Origin of the sequence: Vagococcus teuberi (assembly GCF_001870205.1) — a bacterium.
GTDB classification, from domain to species: Bacteria; Bacillota; Bacilli; order Lactobacillales; family Vagococcaceae; genus Vagococcus; species Vagococcus teuberi.
The window spans coordinates 1,065,315-1,091,218 of sequence record NZ_CP017267.1 but is presented as its reverse complement, the minus strand read 5'-3'; the positions used below and the strand labels follow the sequence as shown (position 1 = coordinate 1,091,218).

The 25,904-nt window shown below is 33.3% G+C and carries 27 protein-coding genes and 2 pseudogenes; 4 read left to right on the top strand and 25 right to left on the bottom strand.

Features of this window, described 5'->3' with window-relative positions:
- Positions 1–26 precede the first annotated feature (26 nt).
- The 3 genes and pseudogenes from xerS to BHY08_RS10715 all read right to left on the bottom strand — a co-directional run bounded on the left by xerS (position 27) and on the right by BHY08_RS10715 (position 3,121).
- Entirely contained in the window at positions 27–1,106 is a 1,080-nt protein-coding gene (xerS, locus tag BHY08_RS05230) for a tyrosine recombinase XerS (RefSeq protein ID WP_071456871.1), read from the bottom strand.
- Positions 1,107–1,698: 592 nt separating this feature from the next.
- A pseudogene (locus tag BHY08_RS05225) lies at positions 1,699–2,658 on the bottom strand (IS30 family transposase).
- Between the two features lie 301 nt (positions 2,659–2,959).
- A complete protein-coding gene (locus tag BHY08_RS10715) occupies positions 2,960–3,121 on the bottom strand; it encodes an NAD(P)H-dependent oxidoreductase (protein ID WP_276325593.1) in 162 nt (53 codons plus the stop codon).
- Between the two features lie 264 nt (positions 3,122–3,385).
- Here BHY08_RS10715 and BHY08_RS05220 point away from each other — a divergent pair, with 264 nt between their 5' ends.
- Positions 3,386–4,675, top strand: a complete 1,290-nt coding sequence (locus BHY08_RS05220; protein ID WP_071456870.1) for an ISL3 family transposase — start codon at positions 3,386–3,388, stop codon at positions 4,673–4,675.
- Positions 4,676–4,981: 306 nt separating this feature from the next.
- On the opposite strand, the gene BHY08_RS05215 is transcribed toward BHY08_RS05220, so the two are convergent.
- The 14 genes from BHY08_RS05215 to BHY08_RS05150 all read right to left on the bottom strand — a co-directional run bounded on the left by BHY08_RS05215 (position 4,982) and on the right by BHY08_RS05150 (position 16,465).
- Complete coding sequence (locus BHY08_RS05215; protein WP_071456869.1) at positions 4,982–5,227, bottom strand: GlsB/YeaQ/YmgE family stress response membrane protein; 246 nt, start codon at positions 5,225–5,227, stop codon at positions 4,982–4,984.
- A gap of 28 nt (positions 5,228–5,255) precedes the next feature.
- Entirely contained in the window at positions 5,256–5,786 is a 531-nt protein-coding gene (locus BHY08_RS05210; protein ID WP_071456868.1) for an Asp23/Gls24 family envelope stress response protein, read from the bottom strand.
- A gap of 34 nt (positions 5,787–5,820) precedes the next feature.
- Positions 5,821–5,997 carry a DUF2273 domain-containing protein gene (locus BHY08_RS05205; protein WP_071456867.1) on the bottom strand — a complete coding sequence of 59 codons (177 nt, stop codon included), beginning with the start codon at positions 5,995–5,997 and terminating at the stop codon, positions 5,821–5,823.
- A 13-nt stretch (positions 5,998–6,010) separates the two neighbouring features.
- Entirely contained in the window at positions 6,011–6,571 is a 561-nt protein-coding gene (gene amaP / locus BHY08_RS05200) for an alkaline shock response membrane anchor protein AmaP (protein WP_071456866.1), read from the bottom strand.
- Positions 6,572–6,850: 279 nt separating this feature from the next.
- Complete coding sequence (locus tag BHY08_RS05195) at positions 6,851–7,636, bottom strand: ABC transporter ATP-binding protein (protein ID WP_071456865.1); 786 nt, start codon at positions 7,634–7,636, stop codon at positions 6,851–6,853.
- A gap of 5 nt (positions 7,637–7,641) precedes the next feature.
- Complete coding sequence (pheA, locus tag BHY08_RS05190) at positions 7,642–8,469, bottom strand: prephenate dehydratase (protein WP_071456864.1); 828 nt, start codon at positions 8,467–8,469, stop codon at positions 7,642–7,644.
- Complete coding sequence (locus BHY08_RS05185; protein WP_071456863.1) at positions 8,470–8,973, bottom strand: shikimate kinase; 504 nt, start codon at positions 8,971–8,973, stop codon at positions 8,470–8,472.
- A gap of 1 nt (position 8,974) precedes the next feature.
- The gene (gene aroA / locus BHY08_RS05180; RefSeq protein WP_071456862.1) at positions 8,975–10,258 is read right to left on the bottom strand and encodes a 3-phosphoshikimate 1-carboxyvinyltransferase; all 1,284 of its coding nucleotides are present in this window, start codon (positions 10,256–10,258) and stop codon (positions 8,975–8,977) included.
- Positions 10,259–10,272: 14 nt separating this feature from the next.
- Positions 10,273–11,364: a prephenate dehydrogenase gene (locus BHY08_RS05175; protein WP_071456861.1), complete on the bottom strand. Its 1,092-nt coding sequence runs from the start codon at positions 11,362–11,364 to the stop codon at positions 10,273–10,275.
- A 17-nt stretch (positions 11,365–11,381) separates the two neighbouring features.
- Positions 11,382–12,548, bottom strand: a complete 1,167-nt coding sequence (gene aroC, locus BHY08_RS05170) for a chorismate synthase (protein ID WP_071456860.1) — start codon at positions 12,546–12,548, stop codon at positions 11,382–11,384.
- Positions 12,549–12,559: 11 nt separating this feature from the next.
- A complete protein-coding gene (gene aroB / locus BHY08_RS05165) occupies positions 12,560–13,615 on the bottom strand; it encodes a 3-dehydroquinate synthase (protein WP_071456859.1) in 1,056 nt (351 codons plus the stop codon).
- A gap of 18 nt (positions 13,616–13,633) precedes the next feature.
- Positions 13,634–14,653 (bottom strand): 3-deoxy-7-phosphoheptulonate synthase, encoded by a 1,020-nt coding sequence (aroF, locus tag BHY08_RS05160; protein ID WP_071456858.1) that lies wholly within the window; start codon positions 14,651–14,653, stop codon positions 13,634–13,636.
- 17 nt (positions 14,654–14,670) lie between these two features.
- The gene (gene aroE, locus BHY08_RS05155) at positions 14,671–15,537 is read right to left on the bottom strand and encodes a shikimate dehydrogenase (RefSeq protein ID WP_071456857.1); all 867 of its coding nucleotides are present in this window, start codon (positions 15,535–15,537) and stop codon (positions 14,671–14,673) included.
- Positions 15,538–15,940: 403 nt separating this feature from the next.
- Positions 15,941–16,465, bottom strand: coding sequence for a GNAT family N-acetyltransferase (locus tag BHY08_RS05150; RefSeq protein ID WP_071456856.1), 525 nt, complete (start codon positions 16,463–16,465; stop codon positions 15,941–15,943).
- A 264-nt stretch (positions 16,466–16,729) separates the two neighbouring features.
- On the opposite strand from BHY08_RS05150, the gene BHY08_RS05145 reads away from it, so the two are divergent.
- Entirely contained in the window at positions 16,730–17,284 is a 555-nt protein-coding gene (locus tag BHY08_RS05145) for a tyrosine-type recombinase/integrase (protein WP_071456855.1), read from the top strand.
- A gap of 164 nt (positions 17,285–17,448) precedes the next feature.
- Here BHY08_RS05145 and BHY08_RS11445 read toward each other — a convergent pair whose 3' ends face one another.
- The 6 genes from BHY08_RS11445 to BHY08_RS05120 all read right to left on the bottom strand — a co-directional run bounded on the left by BHY08_RS11445 (position 17,449) and on the right by BHY08_RS05120 (position 22,733).
- Positions 17,449–17,613, bottom strand: coding sequence for a VOC family protein (locus BHY08_RS11445; RefSeq protein WP_420855332.1), 165 nt, complete (start codon positions 17,611–17,613; stop codon positions 17,449–17,451).
- Positions 17,614–17,683: 70 nt separating this feature from the next.
- On the bottom strand, positions 17,684–18,670 hold the full coding sequence (locus BHY08_RS05135) for a choloylglycine hydrolase family protein (protein ID WP_071456854.1): 987 nt from the start codon (positions 18,668–18,670) through the stop codon (positions 17,684–17,686).
- A gap of 423 nt (positions 18,671–19,093) precedes the next feature.
- Entirely contained in the window at positions 19,094–19,246 is a 153-nt protein-coding gene (locus BHY08_RS10960; RefSeq protein WP_157093635.1) for a hypothetical protein, read from the bottom strand.
- A 164-nt stretch (positions 19,247–19,410) separates the two neighbouring features.
- The gene (locus BHY08_RS05130) at positions 19,411–21,507 is read right to left on the bottom strand and encodes a heavy metal translocating P-type ATPase (protein WP_084657180.1); all 2,097 of its coding nucleotides are present in this window, start codon (positions 21,505–21,507) and stop codon (positions 19,411–19,413) included.
- A gap of 301 nt (positions 21,508–21,808) precedes the next feature.
- On the bottom strand, positions 21,809–22,228 hold the full coding sequence (locus BHY08_RS05125; RefSeq protein WP_071456853.1) for a hypothetical protein: 420 nt from the start codon (positions 22,226–22,228) through the stop codon (positions 21,809–21,811).
- A gap of 169 nt (positions 22,229–22,397) precedes the next feature.
- A complete protein-coding gene (locus tag BHY08_RS05120) occupies positions 22,398–22,733 on the bottom strand; it encodes an FAD-dependent oxidoreductase (protein ID WP_071456852.1) in 336 nt (111 codons plus the stop codon).
- A 129-nt stretch (positions 22,734–22,862) separates the two neighbouring features.
- Between BHY08_RS05120 and BHY08_RS05115 the strand changes: the two genes are divergently transcribed.
- On the top strand, positions 22,863–23,384 hold the full coding sequence (locus tag BHY08_RS05115) for a hypothetical protein (RefSeq protein WP_071456851.1): 522 nt from the start codon (positions 22,863–22,865) through the stop codon (positions 23,382–23,384).
- A gap of 58 nt (positions 23,385–23,442) precedes the next feature.
- Here BHY08_RS05115 and BHY08_RS05110 read toward each other — a convergent pair whose 3' ends face one another.
- A complete protein-coding gene (locus BHY08_RS05110) occupies positions 23,443–23,646 on the bottom strand; it encodes a helix-turn-helix transcriptional regulator (protein ID WP_071456850.1) in 204 nt (67 codons plus the stop codon).
- Positions 23,647–23,648: 2 nt separating this feature from the next.
- Positions 23,649–24,014 carry a DUF2178 domain-containing protein gene (locus BHY08_RS05105; protein WP_071456849.1) on the bottom strand — a complete coding sequence of 122 codons (366 nt, stop codon included), beginning with the start codon at positions 24,012–24,014 and terminating at the stop codon, positions 23,649–23,651.
- Positions 24,015–24,248: 234 nt separating this feature from the next.
- On the opposite strand from BHY08_RS05105, the pseudogene BHY08_RS05100 reads away from it, so the two are divergent.
- Positions 24,249–25,796: pseudogene (locus tag BHY08_RS05100) on the top strand (IS1182 family transposase); the annotation flags it as partial.
- Positions 25,797–25,904 lie beyond the last annotated feature (108 nt).

Sequence of the window (25,904 nt, the reverse complement as noted above, 5' to 3'; positions counted from 1 at the left end):
ATTCATTTAGATTGAATGGCTTAGGATTAGTTCATCCATAAATCATTGATGGCTTCACGTTTTTCCTCATCAACGATATGCGTATAAATAGCTGTGGCACTTGTTCCTGTTTGTCCTAGCTGATGGGAAACAGTTAGTAAACTATTGGTTTTTTTGTAGAGTTGTGTGCCGACAGTGTGTCTTAGTTTATGTGGTGTCACACGGGTTTTAAAGACACTACTGTATTTTCCAACCAGTTTTTCTACCGTAGATTGATCAATTCGTTGAGCTGCTCCTCGGTAAAACGATAAAAACAGACTTTTTTCACTGCTTTCAGGATGATATAATTTTTCTCTATTATCTAAGTATTGTGTGATATACGGCATAAAAATAGATGAAATCATAGTTGTATCTTTGAAACCACCTTTTCGAATCACGGTGGCTTCCATATTTAAAACATCTAAATCAGATACTTTCATATTCACTAATTCAGAAAGACGCATACCAGTTCCTAGGAATAAGGCGATAATCGCAATATCACGGTCTTTATTACGATAAAACGCACTTTTAGCTTGATGACTTTGTAGCGTTTTTTCATAGGTAGAATCAATAAATTCGATAAAATCTAGCGACTCATCACCAATAAACAGTTTATTTTCAATCGATCGTGACCGATCTTGAAGGGTTCGACCAGTTTTAACATTATCAACTTTATCCATAATATTATGAGATAAGTAAGTCGCACCATTTTCATCAGCAGTCTGTGTTGCTAAAAAATGAAATAGTGACTTTAATGCGGTAATCGAACGTTGAATACTGACGTGACTTCTTAATTGGCCGTCAGCCGTCGTACCTAAACGAGGAGAGGCTAACAAAAATCCTTTATATAATTCAACGTCACGATCTGTTAAATTCCGTAAATCTTGTAACGAGATAGAAGAGAGATCGTTTGAAATAATAGCTTCTTGTTTTAACCATTCAAAGAAACGTCGGTATTCTTTTGCGTATTCATATAAAGTAGTGACAGAATAGGGCACAATCCGCTTTTTTTCAATATATTCTTGAATAAAAAAGGGGAGAGAGTTCAATTCATATTCCAATCGTGTAATATTTTTTTCTTGTGACATAACTAAACCTCCAAACATATGTTTGTATTTATAATATACTTTTTACGAAAAAATGTCAATAAAATATAATTTATTTTGTTATTTTATTGATTAGGTCTAGTTTTCCGGAAAGATAATACTTTCAAGAAAGGTAAAAAGAAAGTCTTAGTATATTCAAGTAATGATGTTATCAAGCCAGTTCATAAAATAATTAAACTGAACTGGTAAATTTATTTATAAATATGCATTGTCTAAACTTAAATTATTAGTTGATTAATGATTTGTCTAAGTTTGAATAAATTAAAACTTTTGTAGCGAATATTTTAGTTATGATAGTCTATATATGTAACTGGGTTAAAGAATTTAGATTGGTCATAGAAACACATATCAATGAATCAATAATAAGTTATAACTAAATTCATGTGTGTCAAATGATTTAAAGTAAGTTTCATTGATACGTTAATCACTTTTAAGTATTTAAATCTCTTAAAAACAACTTCGTTTAATATATATTATGTAAACCAAATTGAAAAATAATTATTCATGAAAATTTAGTACCTAGTCTATTTTCATGTTGTTATGTTTATAATGAATTCTTTTATTATATTAATTGTCAAATTAAGTTAGACAAGTCCTCTTTGCATATGTGACTCAAGAATACTTTTATTGGGGTTTTATAGTTTAATGATTTTCGAGTGATATTATTTCTTTTCGATGCAATAGATTGAATAAAAGATTCATCAACTTCGTTGAAATCCATTTGCTTTGGTAAACCATCTTTACGTAATAAACCATTAGAGTTTTCATTTAACCCTCTTTGTGATGGTGTACCAGGATCTGCAAAATAGATATCAATATCATTGATATTACTGATTGATTTCCAATTTGAAAATTCCTTTCCACAATCAAAAGTCATTGATTTGAATAGATGCTTAGGTACAGATTGCATCCATTGGTTCAAACGATTTTCAATATCTATAGCTCGTCTGCCTTCTGACTGAAGAGTGATGATTACTTTAGATAATCGTTCAACTAAGGTAATAACGGCACTTTTATGTTTTTGTCCTACGATAGTGTCACCTTCAAGGTGACCAAACTCTTCTTCAAAAGAAGTATAGTCATTCGAACGTTCATGAATGGAGCGTCTAAATGCGTGTTTACCGCGCTTTTCTTGATGTCCATTGGGTTTTCGCTTCCCTTTCATCGGTAAATCAGAACAATCAAATATACCCATTTTAAACATTCTATAAAGGGTACGGACAGAACACCCAATAGGAAACTCCCCTCAACCAATAATCACATCCGGAGTCCACCCTTGAACAACTTTTTTTCGAATGTATCCTACCTGTTCTGCTGGTAAAACGATGGAACGCCTCCCACATTTTGCCTTGTTTTTCTTGTAATTTTGGTAGTATTCCAATGCAGTATGTCCATCCTTCAAATAAGCGTAAACAGTATAGATTGTTTGTCTTGAACGTTTCAACATCTGAGCTGTTTTCGTAACTGATTGATGGGCTTTCGCATAAGCCTCTATCATAACAAGTTCATCTGGTGTAAGATTGGTGTAGGTCATTTGTACTCACTCCTTATAATTCTTTAGGCTGAACTATCTTGAGTGTAGCACAGATGACTTTTTTATTTGTCTAACTTAATTTTACAATCGGCGTTAAATAAAGAATAGAGTATTTTTTATATATTTTTTCATAATCAAATGCTTTTTTTATTAGATTATCAAAGTAAGTAGTTTGTGATTCATTTTCAATATATTCACCTAAACTGTTCCAAATGTAATCAACTTCAGAGTCATTGACACCTACATAATCTGCTATTCCTATATTAAGTTGATGTTCAATCTTTAGGTCATATCCTCTTTTTTAATACTTCTTGCGAGTATTTCCAGCTATAGGAACCCATCTAATTTTATTGATCGGTAATTTATTACCGTTTCCATATGAAAAACCATAATTGAATACTCTATCTATATATCCTTTTAACATGGCTAGTAAACTGTGCCAATAAATCGAAAATACAAATATTATGGTATCAAGTTTTTAATGAACTCCATTTCTTCTAAAACTTTTTCAAAATATCCTGTCTTTACATCAAATAATTTGATAAATTTTATGCTAATGAGAGAGAAATATAAGAATAATTAAGATATGTGCTTATGTGTATACAAAAAAATGGGCTCTATAATTTCTACTGTTGGTAACGAAAGTTACCAGCAGTTTTTAGTACACAAAAACATGTGTTATCCGTTAGAATGAAATTGCGAAACAACAATCTAAGGAGGATACCACATGTCATACTCACAGACTATCAAAGATATCTTAAATATACTAGACCTAAATATTATTTTTAATGAAAATTGTTTGTCTACTAGGAAAATAAAGGGAGTTTTCTCTAGAGTATTTGAAGGTTTTTTAGATGAAACACCCGAATGTTGTCCTCATTGCGAAGAAAAGGATACACACATTATTAAGTGGGGATATACTGCTAGTTTAATTAAAGTTCCTGCTATTTCTGAATACGTTACATATGTTCAATTAAAGAAACGTCGTTTCTTGTGCAAAGATTGTAAATCGACATTTGTTTTAGATACGCCTTTTGTTTCTAGAAACAATTCTATTTCTAACAATTTAAAACGTCTTGTTGCTAAAAAACTAACTTCTAAACAATCTATGAGTGACATTTCAAAACAAGCAAACGTTTCTACTTCAACTGTTTATCGGGTACTTAAAGAATGGTATCAACCCATTCAGAAATATAGTTATTCCTTACCTGCTGTTCTTTGTTTTGATGAGTTTAAATCTGTCAAAAAAGTAGCTGGATCTATGAGTTTTATTATGATAGATGGTGACACTAAGGAGTTAATTGATATTTTACCTGATCGAAGATTACCTAAGATCGAGAAATACTTTAACGGATTCTCTTTATCTAACAGAGAACAAGTGAAGTATGTTGTTTCTGATATTTATCAACCCTACATCATCTTAACTAAGAGACTTTTTCCTAATGCTAAAGTCGTTTTAGATAAATTTCATCTAGTTCAACACATTGGTAGAGCTTTTCAAAAAATACGAATTAGAATAATGAATCAATTAAAGCATAAAGATAATGGAATTATTTATAGACGAATAAAAAAATATTGGAAATTACTTCAAAAAAGTTATGGCAAACTAGACTTTATTCAACAACAATGGCACTCTTCATTTAAAACGTATCTTTCTGAAAAAGAATTACTTGAACGCCTACTTACTTACAATGCTGAACTTACAGATGCTTATAATATTTATCAACAGATTTTAAGAGCTTTTCAAACAAAAGATTATTCTCTATTTGTAGATTTAATCAATCAAAAAACTCTTTTTCAAGAGTATATACCTGTTTTTAAAACATTTAGAAAGTATCAAGAAGAAATAAAAAATACTTTTGAAACATCGTATTCAAACGGTCCTTTAGAATGTATGAACAATCATATTAAAGTCATTAAGCGTAATGCCTATGGCATGAGAAGTTTTTATAATTTCAAATTACGAATAGCAATTTGTTTAAAAAAATCTGTATTCAAGACACCAAAAAAGATCTAGAAAACTAAAAAGCTTTCTAGATCCTAAATTCTAACGTTTTAACTCTTACCAACAGTAGTTGACAAAGAGCCAAAAAATGTTCTCTTAAGCTAAATTTTACTTAAGAGAACATTTTTTATTTATGTAGTATAAAAATTGTAGGGTATTTTAATTAGTTTTATTATTTATTTAATTTATCTTTTGCTTCATCAGTAAAATCTTCGGTTTTTTCTTTAATATATGAAGTCACTTCTTTTGTTTTACCTTTTATTTTGTCCGTATATCCTTTATCTGTCATAAAGATTCTCATTCTTTGTATTTATTTTGTTAGCTATTTTTACCAGTAAATAATGACACGACAGCCACAACAATAACTGCTCCAATGATGGATGGAATAATAGCCATTCCGGCTAAAGATGGTCCAAATGAACCAAATAAAGATTGGCCAACTGAAGAACCAATTAAACCAGCAATAATATTAGCAATCCATCCCATAGATTTTCCTTTACTTGTTATAGCACCTGCTATAGCTCCGATAACTCCACCGACTATTAATGACCAAATGAATCCCATATATATCACTCCTCATCTAAAAATATTATTATTCTACTCTGGGCTCAGTTGCTTCTTTTACTTTTGTTGCTCCTTTAGATGACACTTTTTTGACTTTGTTAGTTTGATCAGAAACAAAGTCTGAAACTTCACTTGTAGCGTCACTCAACTTATCCTGAACAGTAACGCTATCTTCTTCGTATTGTTCTTTTGTTTTAATATCTACGACATTAACATTTACTTCTATAACTTCTAGACTCGTCATATGCTTTACTTCTTTTTCAATCACTCGTTTGATGTCTTCGTATATTTTTGAAATATCTACACCATATTCTGCAACGATATCTAAATCAACAGCAACTTCTTTTTTTCCTACTTCAACATCAATTCCTGAAGTTACATCATTATTACTAACAATCTTATCTGCTAAATTTGAAAAAAATCCACCATTAATTGTTAACAAACCAGGAATAGTTTCCAATGAAATACCAACAATTTTTTGAATAACTTTGTCTTCAAATGTTAATTCACCTTTTAACTCTGATTTTTTTACTTCTACTTGTGTTCCTTTGTTTTCCATGATTGATTCCTCCAATTTATTTATTGTTATTTTTTTATTTCTTCAAAAAATTATTTCTTTGAAGGTAATAACCGATACAAGCACCTAGTAACGTTAAAATAATAAGGATAATTGTTTTAAAAAATCCTAAACTAAAAAATGATATAGCTAAACCTAGGCCAATGAGAGCTCCCAAAATAGGAAACCTATATTTTTTTATAAAATCTTCCATTTTCTTATCCTCCTTAAATAACACGTGGATTACTAGCTTTTTTATTTGAAACTTGTTTTATTTCAACTGATACTTGTTTAGGATCATCAATCCCTAGAAAGGTTGAAAATTCCTGTCTTATACGATGAGATAATTCACTTGTTTTATCAACTAGATTAGAGTTGATATTAGAACAGTTACATGATATAAAAATTTTAATCTTCTTCTTTTTCATTGTGACAGACACTTTTGGATTTTTTAACCAAGGCTCTTGAGTCAAAATAGTAGATACAAATTGTTCAACAGCATTTTTCTTAATAGAAAGACTGCCTTTAGATTTAGAAAAATAGACTTCTGTTTTATTCCTAGGATATAAGAGAATAAAACAGAATAAAATGATTAAGAATATGATCACTAGAATGCTTCCCCAAAATAGATAAAATGGAATATAAGAACCCACAAAAGGATAATTTTCCATTTGAATAAGCTTAAAAGAAAGATTTGCTAAGTATTGATTTTGTATAACATTAGTAAATAAAAGTGGAATTAATAATAATATACTTATCAAAATAAACACTTTTTTGTAAATGTTCATATCATAACTCCTTTCTAACTATTTATAGTAATATTGTATTTTATATACAATCTAAAGTCAAAAATAAAGCGTTATTGTAACTAAAAAATACATAAAAAGAATATTAAATGTATCTGTGAACGTATAATTTTTGATATATGATATATATTTGTTTTATTTTAAATATATATCATAGTTTAGTTTAATATATCTTATGTAAACCAAATCAAAATAATTTTTTATCGACAAGATAATACACCACTCTTCCTAATGACAACAAAATAAAAAGCTCTAAAGTAATTACTTAGAACTTTTTGGTGTAATGGTTAGTCGATTATCTGGTAATTTAATAACTTCAATAGAATTGTCATAAAATCGTGTTAACAAATCAGGCGTTAAGACGTCTGATTTTAATCCTTTTGCAAATATTTTTCCATCTTTAATTAATAATATATGATCAAAACTTGCTGGGATTTCTTCTATATAATGAGTAACAAAGATTAATCCTTTCGGTTGTTTTTCTTGTGCGATGTGATCAATTTTTTCTAACATGAATTGTCTTGCAAACAAATCTAATCCATTACAAGGTTCATCAAATATCAGGAGTTCAGGTTTAGCCATCAAAGCTCTTGCAATCAAAACAATCTGTTGCTGTCCTTGAGACATTACACCGTATTTTTTGCCAATCAACGCTTTACCACCACAACGAATCAGACTCTCTATTGCCTGTTTTTCATCCTTTTCGGTTGTTTTTTCCCAAATTACAATACTTGCAAACTTGCCACTTAAGACAATGTTTTCTGCTACATCATATGGTTTAATTCGTTGTTTTAAATCTGAGCTGACCCACCCTATTTTTTTCTTTAAATCAGGTATGGAAGTCTTTCCAAATGTTTCACCCAGAACGGTTAACTTTCCACTTGAAGGCCAATCATATCCTGTAATTAGTTTGAGTAGTGTTGTTTTACCTGAACCGTTTAACCCTAAAATTGCCCAATTTTCATGGTCATTCATTTGCCAGTTTATATGTTGTAATATTGGTTGCTTATCTCTTATAAATGATACGTTCTCACAGTTAATTAACACTCACTTCACTCCTTTATGACGATGGGATAATAACCTAACTGCTGATATTTAGCACCCAACAAGGTGATTTCTTCAAGTGCGTATTCGACTAGCTTGATGTTGTCATGAATTAGTACATCTATAATAAAGTAGTACTCACCTAACTCAGTTTTTAGTGGTCTAGATTCTATTTTACTTAAGTCAATTTCACGCCAAGCGAAGGCTGAAAGTACCTTGTGTAAGATTCCTGGTGCATTTTTAGGTAATGTTATAAATAACGTCATCTTTTCAGGTAGACGATTGTCATGATTCAATAGCTCTTTACCTAGTAACCAAAACCGTGTTTGATTAAAGCGATTGTCCTGAATACCTGCTGACAAGATTTCTAAACCATATTCACTTGCTGCTTCTTTTGAGGCTATTGCTGCAACTGATTCAGACGGGTGTTCAGCCACGTATTCTGCAGCAAATGTGGTTGATGGAACCTGTTCTATCAACACATCTGGGTAATAGGTTTCTAAAAATTGTTGTGATTGTGCGAGAGCTTGTGGGTGTGACAAGATTTTTTTAGGAATGATTGTCAAATCATTCACTAATAAGTTTTGTTGGATTGGTAAAATGATTTCGCGACAAACAGTGATATCTTTTTCTTGAAAAAGCCCATCCATACTTGTGTGAACAGACCCTTCCAAGGAATTTTCAATCGGTACAACAGCGTAATCAACTTGATTCTTCTTCAAGGCACTTAAGCAATTCGCAATGCTTGCATAAGGCTGTAGTAATGAATCATCAAAATAATAAGAAGCTGCTTTGTATGTAAACGAGTTTTTTGGTCCTAAATAACCAACTTCCATTTAATCACCTACTAATTCTAAAATAACATCAGCAATTTCTTCCGGCGTTTTATTTGTGGTATCGATAATATGATCTGCAATCTCTTCATAAATAGGAATTCGAGGTAAAAAGATATCTTTCACCTCTTCTATTGTTTTATTATGCAACAACGGACGATAATTTGTCGTATCTTGATCAATTCGACGTAATAATTCATCTAAATCTGTTTGTAAATAAACGACTGTAGCCTGTTCTTTTAATAACGCTTGATTTTCTTCTTTTAAAATTACCCCGCCACCTGGCGATAAAATACCAGATGTATTTAAAAAGTTCTTTAACATAGTAGTTTCAAGTTCTCTAAAGGCTTCTTCTCCATGCTCATCAAAATATTCAGATATCGGCATCCCAATTTTATCGACAATACACTGATCTAAATCAATTTGCTTGGTTGCTGTTTTATTTGCTAATACATTACCAACTGTGGTTTTGCCTGCTCCCATGAAGCCTATTAAAACGAGCGTCATTTTAATAATCACCTCTTGAAAGTCGTGTGACATCTTCAAAAAAGGTTGGATAAGATACTGAAACAGCTTCTGATTTTTCCATCACAACGTCTTCATCAGTTAGTAACGCAGCGATTTGAAGCATCATCCCGATACGATGATCTCCTCGACTTGATACGTTTCCACCGTGCAATTGACATGGGCCATTGATGATTAACCCATCTTCTGTTGGCGTAATATCTGCACCAAGTTTTCTTAATTCTTCAGCTGTTGCATCAATACGATTGGTTTCTTTTACTTTTAGTTCTTCAGCATTTTTAATGACTGTTTGACCATTTGCTTGTGTTGCAAGCAAAGCAATAATTGGAATTTCATCAATCAAACGAGGAATAATATCCCCACTAATTGTAGTAGAGGTTAAACTACTTGTTTTAACAGTGAGGGTGGCTGATTGATTCGCATGATCTTTTTCACTAATCACCACATCGGCATTCATCTCTTTTAAAACATCTAGAATCCCTGTTCTCGTTGGATTAATCCCCACGTTTTTAAGCACGATTTCACTATTTGGCACAATAGCTCCGGCAACTAAAAAGAACGCTGCAGATGAAATATCACCAGGCACAGTAATGTTTTGTCCAACCAGTCGTTGTGGACCTGTCATACGAATGTCTTTTCCATCTGTTGTGATAGTCCCACCGAATTGACGAATCATCTCTTCAGTATGATTTCTAGTGGGTTCTTTTTCGATAATGGTTGTCTCACCATCAGCTTGCAAAGCTGCAAACAAGATAGCAGATTTCACTTGAGCACTTGCTACTGGCATGTAATAAGTGATGGGTGTTAATTGATTATTAGCTGAAATATGAATAGGAGGATATTCACTATTATCATGCCCAGATAGATTAGCATTCATTTGATTAAGTGGTAACATGACGCGATTCATTGGGCGTTTGTTTAAGTACTCATCACCAAATAAAACCGTGTCGAATGACTGTTTCGCCAAAATCCCCATCATTAAACGAATTGTGGTACCAGAATTACCTAAATCAAGTGCTGTAGCTGGTTTTTTTAGACCATCAAAGCCTACACCTGTTACACGAATGGTTTCACCATCATCTGTGATTGGCACACCTAAACTTTTAAACGCGTTAAGTGTACTTAAACAATCTTCTCCTCGTAAGAAGTTTTTAATGGTTGTGGTACCTTCTGAAATCGCACCAAACATAATGCTTCGATGTGAAATAGATTTATCAGCAGGAACGTGAATGGTTCCATTTAATGGATTAGCTGAGATTAATTTCATAGTGTCATTTCCTCCTATTGTATTCGACAGACATAATCTGTGTGTGATTCAATGCATTCTTTTGCTTGCAATAAATCATGGTCATTTTTAAAACTAACCTGAAGCACACCGATAATGTCTTCTCGTGTTTCTAATATTTTTAAGTTGATGATTGAGATATTGGCTTCTCCCAAAAGTCCCGTTACTTCGGCAATAATCCCGGGTTTGTCTGGCACGTCTACAAATAAATCATAAAATGCCGGGATTGACCCTTTTTGGTGGATTGGAAGCTGATCACGGGTTTCTTTTGCCCGTTCAAAAAAATCATAAATGGCATCAGAGTCTTTACTTAATAACCACTGTTTAACTTGACTCATTTGCTTTTGCCAATCATCAAGCTCTTGTACAAGTGTGGTGCGATTACTCATTAAGATATCCGTCCACATTTTCGGGTCAGATGAGGCAATCCTAGTAATATCACGAAATCCTCCAGCGGCTAATTGTTTGGCTCTTGGGTGTTCTTGATTAAAGGCATCGGCTTGATTGACTAAACCTGATGCGATAATATGTGGCAAATGAGATAGCATTGCTGTAACCTCATCGTGCTCATCAGATGTTAGTTCCACGTATTTGGCATGAGTTCCGCTGTATAGTTGTGTTAACTCCTCCACACGGTTTATGTGTCGATCATTCGTTATAATAAAATAAGCATTTTCAAATAAGTTCTCATCAGCGGCTGTGACACCAGACTTGTGTGAACCCGCCATTGGGTGAGCACCGATAAAGTCAAATGGCATCTCTTTGGCTTGTTGCATAATGTCTTTTTTGGTACTACCTGTGTCACTCACTAAGAGGTTTTCTTTTAATGAAAGTGAGGATAGTTGATTTAAATAGTCGATTGAAATTGACACAGGTGTGGCTAAAATAATGACATCTGACATTTTGGCACCCTCCTCAAATGAATGAGGAATCTCGTCGACAATGCCAATTTTTTTAGCAATTCGTTTTGTGCTATCAGAATAATCCCAACCGATAACCTGAGTATCAGGATGGTCAATTTTTATACATTTAGCCAAGGAAGCACCGATTAATCCTAGACCAACAATCATGATTGTTTTTCCAGTCATACACATCCTCCTAGCGACTAAAAGTTTTTAGTGTACTCTCTGTATTCTTTTACTGATTGAACAAGTTCTTCAAATGAATCACTCTCAAATTTTTCAAGAATGTCATTGGCTACAACAGTGGCTACGACATTTTCAGCTACCACACTTGCAGCCGGAACTGCTGTACTATCAGAGCGTTCGATACTTGCTTTGTATGGCTCTTTTGTATCGATATCAACACTTTGCAGAGGTTTGTATAAAGTCGGAATAGGTTTCATAACCCCACGGACAATAATCGGCTCGCCGTTTGTCATACCGCCTTCAAAACCACCTAAGTTATTGCTTCGTCTTGTGTAACCATTTTTTTCATCCCAAAGAATTTCATCCATTACTTGAGAACCAGGTAAGACACCTGCTTCAAAGCCAACACCAAATTCAGCGCCTTTAAAGGCATTGATACTCACAACAGCTTGAGCGATTTTCGCATCTAGTTTTCGATCCCATTGGACATAACTTCCTAATCCTGCAGGAACTCCACCAACTAATACTTCAACGACACCACCAATTGTGTCACCTTTTTTCTTTGTTTCATCAATTAAATCACGAATGTCTTGTTCAACCGTGGCATCTACCACACGTACATCTGATTGTTCTGACATTTCACGAATCTCTGAGACAGTTAAGCCATCAGGCACTGTTGCTTTAATCCCACCAAGCATGGTGACGTGACCAGCAACGTCAATGTCTAATTCTGAAAGGATTTTTTTTGCGATTGCACCGATTGCCACTCGCATTGTTGTTTCACGTGCCGACGAGCGCTCTAACACGTTTCTTAAATCATCGAAGTGGTATTTCATGCCACCAACTAAGTCAGCATGTCCTGGTCTAGGTCTAGCGACACGACGGATTTTCTTTTGTTTTTCAGGCACGTCTTCAATCCCCATAACTTTTGTCCAGTTCTTCCAGTCTTTGTTTTCAACGACTAGTGTAATAGGAGAACCTAATGTTTTTCCGTGACGTAAACCTGATGTGATTCTAACACGGTCTGTTTCAATAAGCATACGCCCACCACGACCGTATCCTGTTTGACGTCTAATTAATTCTTTGTTTATGTCATCTGCAGTTAAAGGTAATCCTGCAGGAAGTCCTTCAATAATCGCTGTGAGTTCAGGACCATGTGATTCACCGGCTGTAATATATCTCACTATACTTCCTCCTAAATAATGTAATCTTTCATTTGTTCAATCGGTATATCTACGATTTTGGCTTGGCCAATTTGTTTTAATAATATTATTTTTAGTGTGTTCCCACGTGCTTTTTTATCATGCGTAATGGCTTCAAAAATTGTCTCACGATTTAACGCGATACTTGTTGGCAAATTAAATTTCGTCAACATGGTAATTAATTCTTCGGTAATGCCTCTAGGTGATTGGTTGAACGCTTCGGCAGGAGTCGAAATCATGACCATACCTAAGCTAACCCCTTCACCATGACTAATCACACCATAACCAGATGTTTTTTCAATCGCATGACCAATTGTATGACCAAAGTTAAGTGTTAGTCGACTACCATGATCAAATTCATCTTCTTCCACAACATGACGTTTTACTTCTAAAGACGCATGAATGACTTCTTCTGCATGATTGAGTAAATCTTCTTCATTTTTTAGTGTTCCTAAGTAATCCCAAAGCTGTTTATCTGCAATGGCAGCTGATTTGATGATTTCGGCGATACCTTCTCTGACACGTCTCATCTCCAATGTCTTTAACACATTTGGGTCAATTAAGACGCCATCAGGTTGAGCGAACGTTCCAACAAGGTTTTTCGCTTTTTTGGTATTAACAGCAGTCTTTCCACCAATACTAGAATCAACTTGGGCTAAAAGAGTGGTTGGAATTTGTAGAAAGTGCAGTCCTCTCATATAAGTTGAGGCCACAAATCCTGCTAAATCCCCAATGACACCTCCACCTAAGGCAATAACTCCATCACTCCGTGTAAAGCCATTATCAGCTAGCGCATCATATAAATATGTGGCTTTTTCTAGTGATTTGCTTTCTTCCCCTGGTGGGACAACAAGCATGGTAATGTCAAAGCCGTGGTCAACTAAATTATCAGCCACATCATCACCATAGAGTTCTGCGACAGTTTCATCTGTGATAATCGCTACTCGTTGTGGTCGCCAAATATTTGCCACCCATTGCCCACAAGACTTTAAAAGACCTCGTTGAACCTCAATTTTATAATGGTGATTTGGTAAATTTACTTCAATCATGCAAAAGACTCCTTTAGTTTATAGTGATTTAATTTCTTCCATTGCTTTAACTAACACATTGACTTCGTCCATCATTCGTAAGTAATTTTTTTCATTTAATGATTGTTGTCCGTCTGACCAAGCGTTTGCTGGATCTGGATGAATTTCAACAATCATGCCATCAGCTCCTGCAGCGACACTAGCTCTTGCCATTGGTGTCACTAAATCCCATACACCAGTACCATGACTAGGGTCAGCAATAATAGGGAAGTGGCTTAATTTTTTTATAAGAGGAATGGCACTTAAATCAAATGTGTTTCTTGTTGCTGTTTCGTAAGTACGGATACCACGCTCGATAAAGATAACATCACTTTTCCCAGAAACAGCGATGTACTCCGCAGCATTTAACCACTCATCAATCGTTCCAGCAATCCCACGTTTTAAGCCAATTGGTTTACCAGTTTGTCCCACAGCGCTAAGTAATTTGTAGTTTTGCATGTTTCTAGCACCAATTTGTAAAATGTCAGAGTATTCAACAACCATATCAATATGAGCTTCATCCATCACTTCTGTAATAACTTTCATATCAAACTCATCAGCTGCTTGTCTAATGTATTTTAATCCTTCTTCTTCCAAGCCTTGGAAAGCGTATGGAGAAGTACGAGGTTTGAACGCGCCACCACGTAAGATAGATGCACCACCAGCTTTTGCGATACGAGCAGTTTCACGAATTTGGTCTAATCCTTCTATTGAACATGGACCAGCCATTGTAACGAAACTTCCATCACCAATTTTTAACCCATCAACATCAACTACTGTGTTATCTGGATGAAATTCACGAGAAGTTAGTTTATATGTGTTGGTAATACGAACAGTTTTATCTACCCCATCATAACTGTTGAACGCAATATCTTGAATATTTCGTGTATCACCTTTAATTCCTAAAACGACTTGTTCTTCACCAGTGTTTACTTGAACTTCTAAATTACTTTCTTCAATTCTTTTTACAACTTGATTAATTTGCTCACTTGTTGCACCTAATTTCATAATAACGATCATGAGATTTCCTTCTTTCTTTATGCTTTTTCTATTATGTGTTTTACTTTTTCAATAGGCATATCTTGGTTTGTCCATAGATTAAACGCCTTTGCTCCTTGATACAATAACATATCAAGCCCATTAATGGTTTGGCAGCCTTTTTTCTCTGCTTGTTTTAATAGTTTGGTTTTTCTTGGGTTATAAATCACGTCATAGACAACCAAGTCTTTTCGTAATAGTGACTCATCCTCAATTAAAGACTCATCATTAATCATGCCAACACTGGTTGAGTTAACGAGTATATGCGATCTAGTAATTGCTTCTTTTAAAGCATCTGTATGATACAAATCAGTTAAAGTTATCTTACAAGAAACACTATCAGATAGTTTCTCAATCTTTTTTTCCATCTCGTCATACCGTTTACCACGACGACTGAATACATGAATGGTACTAAATCCATCAAGTGCTGCTTGGACTAAAATAGCTGTTGCCGCTCCACCTGCACCTAGTATGGTCATCGTCTGATTCTTTATTGGCAAATTATTTACACGTAAACTTTCCATGAAACCAAATCCATCTGTGTTGTGTCCAATCAACTTGTCATTTGTATGAACAATTGTATTAATCGCCCCAATCAGTTGAGCTGATTTAGATAACTCATCCATATAACACAACGCGTTTACCTTATGTGGCATGGATAAGTTAACACCCATCATGTTAAACGTTCGAATAGATGTGATGGCATCTTTTAGTTTATCTGGTGCTATATCAAACGCAAGATAAACGGCGTTGATTCCAGCTGCTTCAAATGAAGACGTGTGTAAAGTTGGCGATAAACTATGTTTTGCTGGACTGGCAAAAAATCCGGCAAGTCTTGTACGTCCATTTACTTCAATACATGTCATGTTTTTCACATTCCTCCTAAATAAAAAAGATGCTCACGTAGACTTAAAAATCTCTACAGTGAACATCCTTATACTTAATATACAGTATATGTAAAACACCACTATAGATTTTCTTAAGATCTATGTGGGTTTTGAAATCAATCTAAATTTCCTTAGCCATCATAGATACAAACTTGGGTTGTTTGTATCCATACCTTGATGAACACAAACCTATCTAAAATAGCTAAAGTAGTAATTATTCAGTTGTGGGTTTTTAATAATATGTTTTATGTTCATAAGATTTTTCGCTCCAAACTGATGTAAGATTGAATTAAGTATAGTCGCTAAATGAGAATATGTCAATAAAATAATTAAAATATCGTGGGATTATTTTTATAGTATCAACTCTTATACGATATAAAGTTTACATAATATTATTATTGTAATCTATATTGATTTGATAATGCCACACATTATAGTGGTTCACTTTTATTTCTCTTATCTTTCTTCCGTTATTTTTTTCAATAATCTTTTGAGAAGCCTCATTTGTTTCTTTGACTGTTAGATGAATGGAGGTTAGTCCAATTTTTTGAGCCTCTTTTAATGTTTCCTTTAAAAGAGCTGTGCCAAATCCCTGTCCTTGGTAATTGGGTGAAATTGTGTAGCTAATATGTCCTCCCTCTTTTTGAAGGTAAGATGTTAAATGATGTTTGACATCAGATATGCCAATCATTACATTATCATCTGTGATTAAGGCAAAGTGACTAGTTTGAACTGCTTGCTGATAATTTTTTTCTTTTAAGCGAATGATTTCCTTCATCCACTTATGCAAATCATTCGCTTGTTGAAGTTGATGTGATCCATGAATGGTTTCTTTTTCATATTTAAAAGAATCTTTAAATGATTTGATTGTTTCAATAGTAACATCCTCTAAATTGATTAATCTCATAGTCGTATCCCCTATTTTTCTAAAAGTGATTTAAAGGCGCTTAATGGATAATTACCTTCTTAAATAATTTTAAAGTGCTTAAAATCGTCCTAAGAAAAATTATCTTTTTCTTTTTAACAATATTGAGTTCACTATATTATGTAAAATCATGAACTTAAGTATTGATTTATCAAGTGTTTAAAATTCTATATTATTAAGTTCATTATTATGTTATTATATAATAAAAATAGTGAACTGTAAATTTTAGAGAAAAGAGTGGTAAAAATGTCGTACAATGTCCAACCGCTACGCAGTCAAACTGAGATAGATGATTTTTTATTTTGGCTTAGAAGAACAAACTATCCAGAACGCGATACCTTTCTATTTATTTTTGGGATTAACAATGGACTGAGGATGTCGGATATTGTGAAACTAAAAGTCCGAGATATCAAATATGAAAAACGACCGATTATCATTGAGCGTAAAACCGGCAAACGAAAAGTCTTGTATTTGGATAATTTGCAAGATGTTATTGCCGAATACATCGAGGGAAAAGAGGATGATGAGTGGTTATTCCCTAGTCGCCAGCAAGGTGGACATATAAAAGTTAATACAGTCTATAAGCAATACCAAAAAATTGCCGATAATTTAGGAAGAAAAGATATTGGCACTCACTCTCTTAGAAAAACATTTGGTTATCATTATTACCGAAAAACACGAGATATTGCAACATTAATGGAAATATTTAATCATAGTTCTGAAAAAGTGACGAAACGATATATTGGCATAACAACAGATGAAATTGGCAATACGTTAGCAGATTTCAGATTAGGAATATAAAAAAAGCCAACATGTTTTATTGGCTTTTAGCATGTGATTTCAATTTGATTGTCTTCTGGATCTAAAATGACAGCCGTCCCCTGTTATTAGCGTACCGCTTAATACCTTGTATCCATTTGTGACGTTAAGATGTCTACTTTATCAGATCTTGTCGTTACTTCTAATCATGCACCTGTTTCAAATAAGAGAAAATAAGTTGCTAATCCTGTCTTTGGGTTATGATATTTTTCGTTTGCTGTGGCATTAACATAGCTTTCGTAGAACGCTTTCATTGATTCTACATCATTAACATACCTTGCCGCACCGCATGCCCTAAATACATGGTTCATCCTCCTCCTCTTTCTTAATTGATTTCGTTGCATTATAAAAAGAGCGTTATTTTTAAACGCTCTTTCGTTTTTAGTTTAATTTTGTGATAGAAAAATCTTGTGATACTGAAAATACAGTAGCATCATCTTTTGAGCACAAATCTTCCGTCAGTTCTACTGAAAATACTTCCTGTGTATAATATGGATTAAAGTAATAAGTGGCACTATTTAAGTTAAATGCCGCACGATATTGCGTATAATCATAGTGACCATCGTCTTCAATGTTTACTCCTTTAGGAATGGTCACAGTGTTTAAAATGTGAAAGATGCTATTTAGAGCTTGGGATTCATTTTTTCCTTTTTCTGCGTATGTTTTCATATAAGTTGCACGCACAAATCGCTCTGGTGATGTTAAGCCACCTGGTAAACCATATGTTCCTGATCCTTGTCCAAAAGGTTTAATGGTATAGTCTTCAAATTTTTTTGGTTGATAATTTGTTGGTTTGATAAATAAATAATTATTTAAATTCGTTAAATGCCATTCAAGTGTTGGACTATTTGTCATGACTCCAACTGGATTATCTTTGATGGTTAGCGTCTCATTATTTGTTTCTATCACAACGCATTTTCCGGTTTTATCTGACACGATAAAATGTAGTGGTGACATAACAGATAATAAGGGGTTGCTTACTCCAATCATCTCTACTTGCTTTATGACTTCTTTTAATTCATCAATGCTTGCAACATGTCCAAGTACCCATGTTAAAAATTCGTCTTGAGTTAAATTAATTTTCCCTTCAACAGGACTGGTTTGATAAGATGCCTCATTAAGATAATAAAGTTCTGCAATAGCAAGTCCTTTTTCATTCACCCCATCAGCAAACATGTAATCACGACCGATTTTTTGCCCTGTCCCAACAAAAGCATAGGTTGTTTTTGAAGTACCTTCAAAATGAAAGGTTGATGCATAATTTCTTGGTATAACGATCGGTAATCCATTTAATTCAAATCCAAAATCCATGGTACGAGCCAAAAAGTTTATTTTATCTTCTGATTGTAATGTTATACTTGTGCACATTCTGTATTCCTCCTAGTATATTTCAATTCGTTTATAATAACTTAAAACATTTAATAATTTATGGTAATTATATGATGATTTTATTGATTAAACGTCATTTTTAAATGATAATTACGATAAATTTAATGGGTAATGCAAGCGAATGAGTCATAACTAAGTACAACAATTTAATAAATGACGTTTATCTTTGGTAATTCAGGCTATTTGGTGCAGATATGGACTTAAAAATATGGATTTCTTAGGGTTAAGCTAGCTAAATCATTGTGACAGTATCAGCTAAATTCAACAAACTTTGGGGCTAGTAATATGTAATATTGTAAAAATAAAACGTATGAGATTGTAAGTTTCTTCTTTTAAGGATAAATAATGAAGAAAGTGTAGCAGTAAGGATACCAAATTTTCCACCACTAGGTCCAATGTCGATTACCCAATCACTTGTAAGTTGTGTTCAATCACAATCACAGTGTGACCATCTCTTACTAGTGATTTCAGTAAATCTATCAAAAAATCAACATCTGACATGTGAAGTCCATTAATTGGTTCATCTAAAACAATTAGATTATTTGATTTATTCAAAGTTGTTACTAGTTTTAATAATTTATCTAAAATAGCTGATGTTTCAAAAATTGGTTTACTAAAATTGTGAGATTTAATTGGTCAGACGTCGATGACTTGTGACTTCTGATACTATAATAAAAAAGATTGGATTTCTGTTATTGAATACCCAACCTTTTTCTTAATTATTCTTTTCCAATCCGTAACGTTAAAGCATTGATAGCGACAATAACCGTACTCAATGACATCAAAATAGCACCGACAGCTGGGTTTAGTAAAATGCCCATTGGAGCAAGGACTCCAGCAGCTAATGGAATAGCCGCAATATTATAACCTGCTCCCCACCATAAATTTTGAATCATTTTACGTCGAGTGTGCTTAGCCAAGTTAAGTAATTTTAATACGTCTTCAGGATTACTATTAGTTAAAACAATATCGGCTGAATCAATAGCCACGTCAGTTCCAGCACCAATAGCCACACCAACTGTTGCACTAATCAAACTAGGAGCATCATTCACTCCGTCGCCTACCATCATCACGTTGTCACCTTTATTAACGTATTCTTTCACAATTTTTTCTTTATCACCTGGCAATAAATCACTATAATAATGATCAAGTCCAAGATATTTAGCAACTGCTTCAGCTGCTTGTTGGTTATCACCAGTTAACATAACAGGCGTGATACCTTGCTCTTTTAATTTAGCAATAAACTCTTTAGATTCAGGCTTAATGGTATCGCCAAGAGCCATCATGGCAATAAGTGAGCCATCATATATTAGGAAACTCAATGTATTTCCTTGTTCTTGGTACTCTTTTTTTATTGAAGGATTAAATTGAGTAGACACATCCGTTAATCCTTTTTCATTTACTATTTTTGCTGTTTTTCCATTGACTAAAGCAGTAACTCCAACACCAGAAATAGCTTGAGTATCTGATGAATCATAAGGCGTCAATTGTTTTTGATTAATATAATCCATGATACCTGTAGCGATAGGGTGGTTAGCATTTTTTTCTAGCGCCCCTATAATTTTTAATGCCTCGTTTTCAGATAGCTGATCAGAAATCATGTTAAAACCAGTTACAGCAAACTGCCCTTGAGTTAAGGTGCCTGTTTTATCTAAGAAAACATAGTCAATATGGTTAGTTGCTTCAAGTGCTTTTTTATTTTTTAATAATAAACCATTTTGAGCAGCAAGAGAAGTTGAACGAGCAATAACCAAAGGAATGGCTAAACCAAGTGCATGTGGGCAGGCAATAACTAAAACTGTTACCATACGCTCAAATGCTATCCCAACATCTTTACTAATGATAAGCCAAATGATAAAACTAATGATTCCACTACCTAATGCCACATAAAACAACCATTTAGCTACCTTATCTGATAAAGATTCTAGTGGAATTTTTTCGTTTTGAGCTTGTTGTACCATGTCCATCACTTTTGAAATATAGCCGGATTTTCCAGTGCCAGTCACTTTTATTTCAATTGTTCCATTTCCATTAATGGTCCCGCCGATTACTTTGTCATCGATGTTTTTTACAATACCTTGTGATTCACCTGTAATCATAAATTCGTTGACCATGGTATTCCCCTTAATAACCGTTCCATCTGCTGGAATTTTATCCCCACTGCGTACAATCAATTGGTCATTAATATGAACATCAGATAAAGAGACTTGTTCTTCTTTTCCTGATTGTGTGATTCTTGTGACATTATCTGGTAATAATGCCGCAATTTTTTTTAATGAGTTGCTGGCGTTACTTACTGCATTCATTTCAATCCAATGACCGAGTAGCATAACGACAATTAACGTCGCAAGCTCCCAGAAAAAGTTCATGACATGAGTAGTTGGATTAACAAGATTCATGATAAACCCATATAAACTATAAAAATAAGAAACCGATATCCCCATGGCGATGAGTGTCATCATTGCTGGTTGCTTTTGACTTAATTCCATACGTGCTCCACTTAAAAATGGTTGGCCACCGTAGAAAAATAAGATAGTTGATAAAACCATGACAATCCACTCAGAACCAGTAAAGCTAATTTGAATTGGAAGTGTCATTCCCATCATAGGTGATAATAATATAATAGGGATAGCTAAAATAAGAGAAACAAAAAATTTCTTTTTAAAATTTCCCATATGCATGGAGTGATCCATACCTGCCATTTGATGATTACTCATATCCATCTTAGAATGATCCATTGACATATGTGACATATCGTGATCAGTATGCTTCATAGAATCATGTCGCATATCATGCATATTTTGATTGTTAGACATGACAAAACCTCCTTTTGGTACTAGGATACCACTAAATGGTATTTTATGTTAATTAAAAAGGATTGATATGACTAAACTATTTTTTATGTTAATTTATATTAAACTAGTTAAAAATTAATTGAAACGATTTTTTACAATGAATGATAAATGGTTTTCGCATCATAGTCACCATAATAACCCAATACAATTGCTATCAATCCCATTAAGGTGATTAGATATTTTCTAAATGTCAATGAATCATGTAGCTCATAACAGTCTATCTTGTTAGAGGATGACTTTCTATGGGACGAAGTGATAAACTTTAATGTTTTGTTTGTCTATTTTTATAGAGTGAAAACAACTCATTAATCAGTAATACCAGTGCCCATGCTAAAGTAGCTAAGCTAAAAAGAAACAACAGAAAATAAGGATCAATTAAGAAATGCAGTAATGCCACTTGCATGAGTCCATTGTAAGTGGCAAAAAAAGTAGCGCCTCCAAGTACAAAATAAGTGAGAGACTGATAAAAAGGAAAGGTTGTTTTTCGTGATAAATACCTAATTAATTCTTTTGCCCCTAAAAGTAGTCCTTCCATAATGAAGACCATTCCTAGTAGATAAAGCCACAGATACCAATTAGGTTGACCATCAACTGGTTTGACATGTAATGATTTTTCGAAAAAATTAGTAGACAAGATGGCTCCTGTAATCAACATCACAATTACTCTTATTATTTTTTTCATTCTAACACCTCTTTTTTAGTTTGATTAAACGTATCATAACTTTATAAAATGAACAATAAAAATAGGTAATCACTCATGATGGAATTGCCAAAAAATAAAGTTATTTTAATTTTTTAATGCTTGCCATTTTTTTGATGTATAAGCATTTGAATCTACTAGAATCCCTGCTTTATCTAATTGAAGAGTATGATGATATCCGTTCAATTTCATCATTAAAGAAAAAAGACACACCACGTTTTTTATTTATTTCAATCAATACACTGACGAATTCCTGATCAAAATTTTTCAAAACTAATTCATCATGCTGCAACACGGTGACGTCGCATCCAAATGCTTTAGCAATTGTCGTAAAAGCAAAAGAGATAATCCCAGCACCAATAAATAACGCTTTTTTAGGTAACTCTTTCTGTATTAAAAAATCTGAACTATCAGATAAATATTCATGTCCCTTCACAAAGAAAGAGTTTAAATCGATGATTATAGAAAAAAATAAAACGATTCTCATTAATGTTTACTTATAATTATTTAACATAATAAAATAGTTAATCTAATAAAAAACAGATAATGTAAACATTGACATCATACTTAATGATATAATGATAATCTAACTAGTCATGTCATATTGGAGGATAACATGAAAGATAAACGAGATATTGTGATTGTCATTTTAGTGGTGATTATTTTTGCTGGTGGTGGGTATTTTTTAGGAACACAAAATAGAGAAAAAAGTGACACAACAAAGGAAAGGTCTCCTTTTTCGTCAACATTAAACAGTAGTATCCTTTCATCGATAAAGGAAACAGCTGTTAGTACCAACGTTTCTTCTATTACCTATGAGTCACAACACTCCGAGGACTCAATGAGTCAAAAAGATATTGCCTTAAACAAAATGATTTCTTTACAAGGTAAATGGGCAGTACCAGCAACAGATAGTTTTCTAATGATTCATGAAGATAGTTCTTGGTCAGCAACAACCGCGGGGCTAAGTGAGCCAAGACAATTAGATGTGAAAATTGATTCCTATAATGCGATGAGTGATACTTTATATATCACAATCGGGGGTGAAGCTGCTCAGATACATGTCATCACAAATGAAAAAATGATAATTGACTATAATGATGGCACATCACCCAGAGAGTACCACTTAGTTAACTAAAAACACCTTCCCTTTTGATATAAGACCAAAAGGAAAGGTGTTTTTTTGATAAAACTTTTTATCTGTCAAATTCAAATAATGTTTCGATTGGAACATCTAAGACTCTTGAAATATTAACAGCGAGTTCAAGAGATGGGTTGTACTTTGCTTGCTCTAGCCTTCCTATCGTTTCCCGGCGTATGCCAACAGCTGTTGCTAATTCATCTTGTGTCATGTCTTTTAATAGGCGGTATTTTTTCACATGTGACTCAAAAGATGCCATCATTAGTCCTCCTTATCATACTTATAAGTGAGATAAGCCCAACTATTTAGACCAATAGCAAAGGTAAATGAAAAGATTCCAAGAGTCCATCTATATAGAATTTCGTAATCAGTAAATAAAAAACTGATTGCTAAATTCGAAATTAATCCAAATATTAAAGCTATTTTTAGAGCAATCCCTGCTGCTTTGTTTTTATTTGCGATCAGTCTTTCATCATACATTGTCCCTAATTTGTATAGCCAAATATATTGAAACCCTGAAAAAAATGAAAAGAACAGTAAGAAGTTTGGTTCTCCCTTAACCCCTAATACACCTATACAGCCTAAAAAACCAATTAACCAACTTTTATTTGTTAGTTCTTTCTTCATTTCTTTCTCCTCCTAATGTGATATATTTATATCTTTACGATACAAATATATCACATTAGATGATTTCTATCAATAAGAAAGCATTTGAATATAAAAAAGAGGCTGACCCAAATGTCTCTAGAATAAACTAAAAGGAAGAAAATCTTTTTTCGATTTTCTTCCTTTTTTGACGTAAAAAATAGCACTATCCTATATAATTAAAGTGACGAAACCAACTAAAAAGGAGTGCTATTTATGTATAAGAATTATAACACGAAACAGGTTACTTTATCACTGAATTTAGATATTTATTTAGAAGAAAATGATATCGCTTTTGCGATTGATGAGTTAGTAGAAAGCATCCCTGTGGATGTGTTCTCAGTTTTTGAGCATCGAATGGGAACTTCGTCTTATCATCCAAAAATGATGTTGAAGCTTATTCTGTGTGGCTACACTCAATCTATTTTTTCAGGCAGAAAGATAGAAGCTATGTCTAAAGATAGCATTCGTGCCATGTGGTTAACGCAATCACAGACACCTAACTTCAGAACAATTAATCGATTCAGAGTGAACCCACTGGTTCAACCGATACTTCAAGAATGTTTTATTCAATTTAGAAATCAGCTTGTTTCTCAACAATTAATTGATGAAGAAGCTATTTTTATTGATGGAACAAAGTTAGAAGCCAACGCAAATAAATATACCTTCGTTTGGAAAAAGAGTACACAACGTTATGAAGAATCTTTGAGAGAAAAGTCAAAGTCCTATTATCAACAACTTGTAGAAGAGCAAATTATTCCATCTATTTGTTCAGAAGATGATGAGTTAAACACAGGAAATTTAAAACAAATCATTGATGAGTTGGAAATGAAAGTAAGTGATTTAAGCACTAAAATTGAAAATACTTCAGATGTTCAAGAGAGAAAAGAACTTCGTTCTGAGCGTAAAGAGCCTAAAAAAGCATTGAAAGCTTTTTCTGACTTTATCTATAGAAAGCAAAAATATAAAGAACAACATGATATTTATAACGGTAGAAATAGCTACTCTAAAACAGATCATGATGCCACTTTTATGAGAATGAAAGATGACCACATGATGAATGGTCAGTTAAAACCTGGATATAACGTTCAAATTGCAACCAATCATCAATACGTTTTAGCATATGAAACATTTTCAAATCCAACGGATTTTAAAACAATGATTTCCTTCTTAGATACTATCAAGAAATCTTATTTTGACTTACCTAAATACATTGTGGCTGACGCAGGTTATGGTAGTGAAGAAAACTATCAAGCAATTTTAGATGATTTTGAAAGAACTCCATTAATTACTTATACAATGTATCAGAAAGAACACACTAAAAAATATAAACAAAATCCATTCATTCCAGATAACTGGATTTATAATGAATTGGCAGATACTTATATTTGCCCGAATAATCGAGAAGTCAAATTTAGAAATTACTCTACTCGAACGGATAAATCTGGATTCAAAAGACAACTTAAAATATATGAATGTGAGTCTTGTTTAAATTGCCCAGTTAGAGCATTATGTACTCGTGCGAAGAGTAGTAAAAATCGAGTGATTCAAAGAAATGGGAATTGGGAATATTTTAAAGCTCACGTAAGAGAGCTTTTGAAAGAGGATGTCACAGGAGAAATATATCGTCAAAGAAAAATAGATGTTGAACCAGCCTTTGGAAATCTGAAGGCTAATTTGGCATTCAATCGATTCTCTGTAAGAGGAAAAGATAAGATTTCACAGGAGCTGGGATTTGCGTTAATGGCACTAAATTTAAGAAAACTGAGAAAAAATAGGAAGGATATTAGTAAGAAATCACGAAAAAACAAGCATTCTGAAATGAGAGGTTTCATTTTGGAATGCTTGTTTTCTGTAAAGAGACTTTTGGGT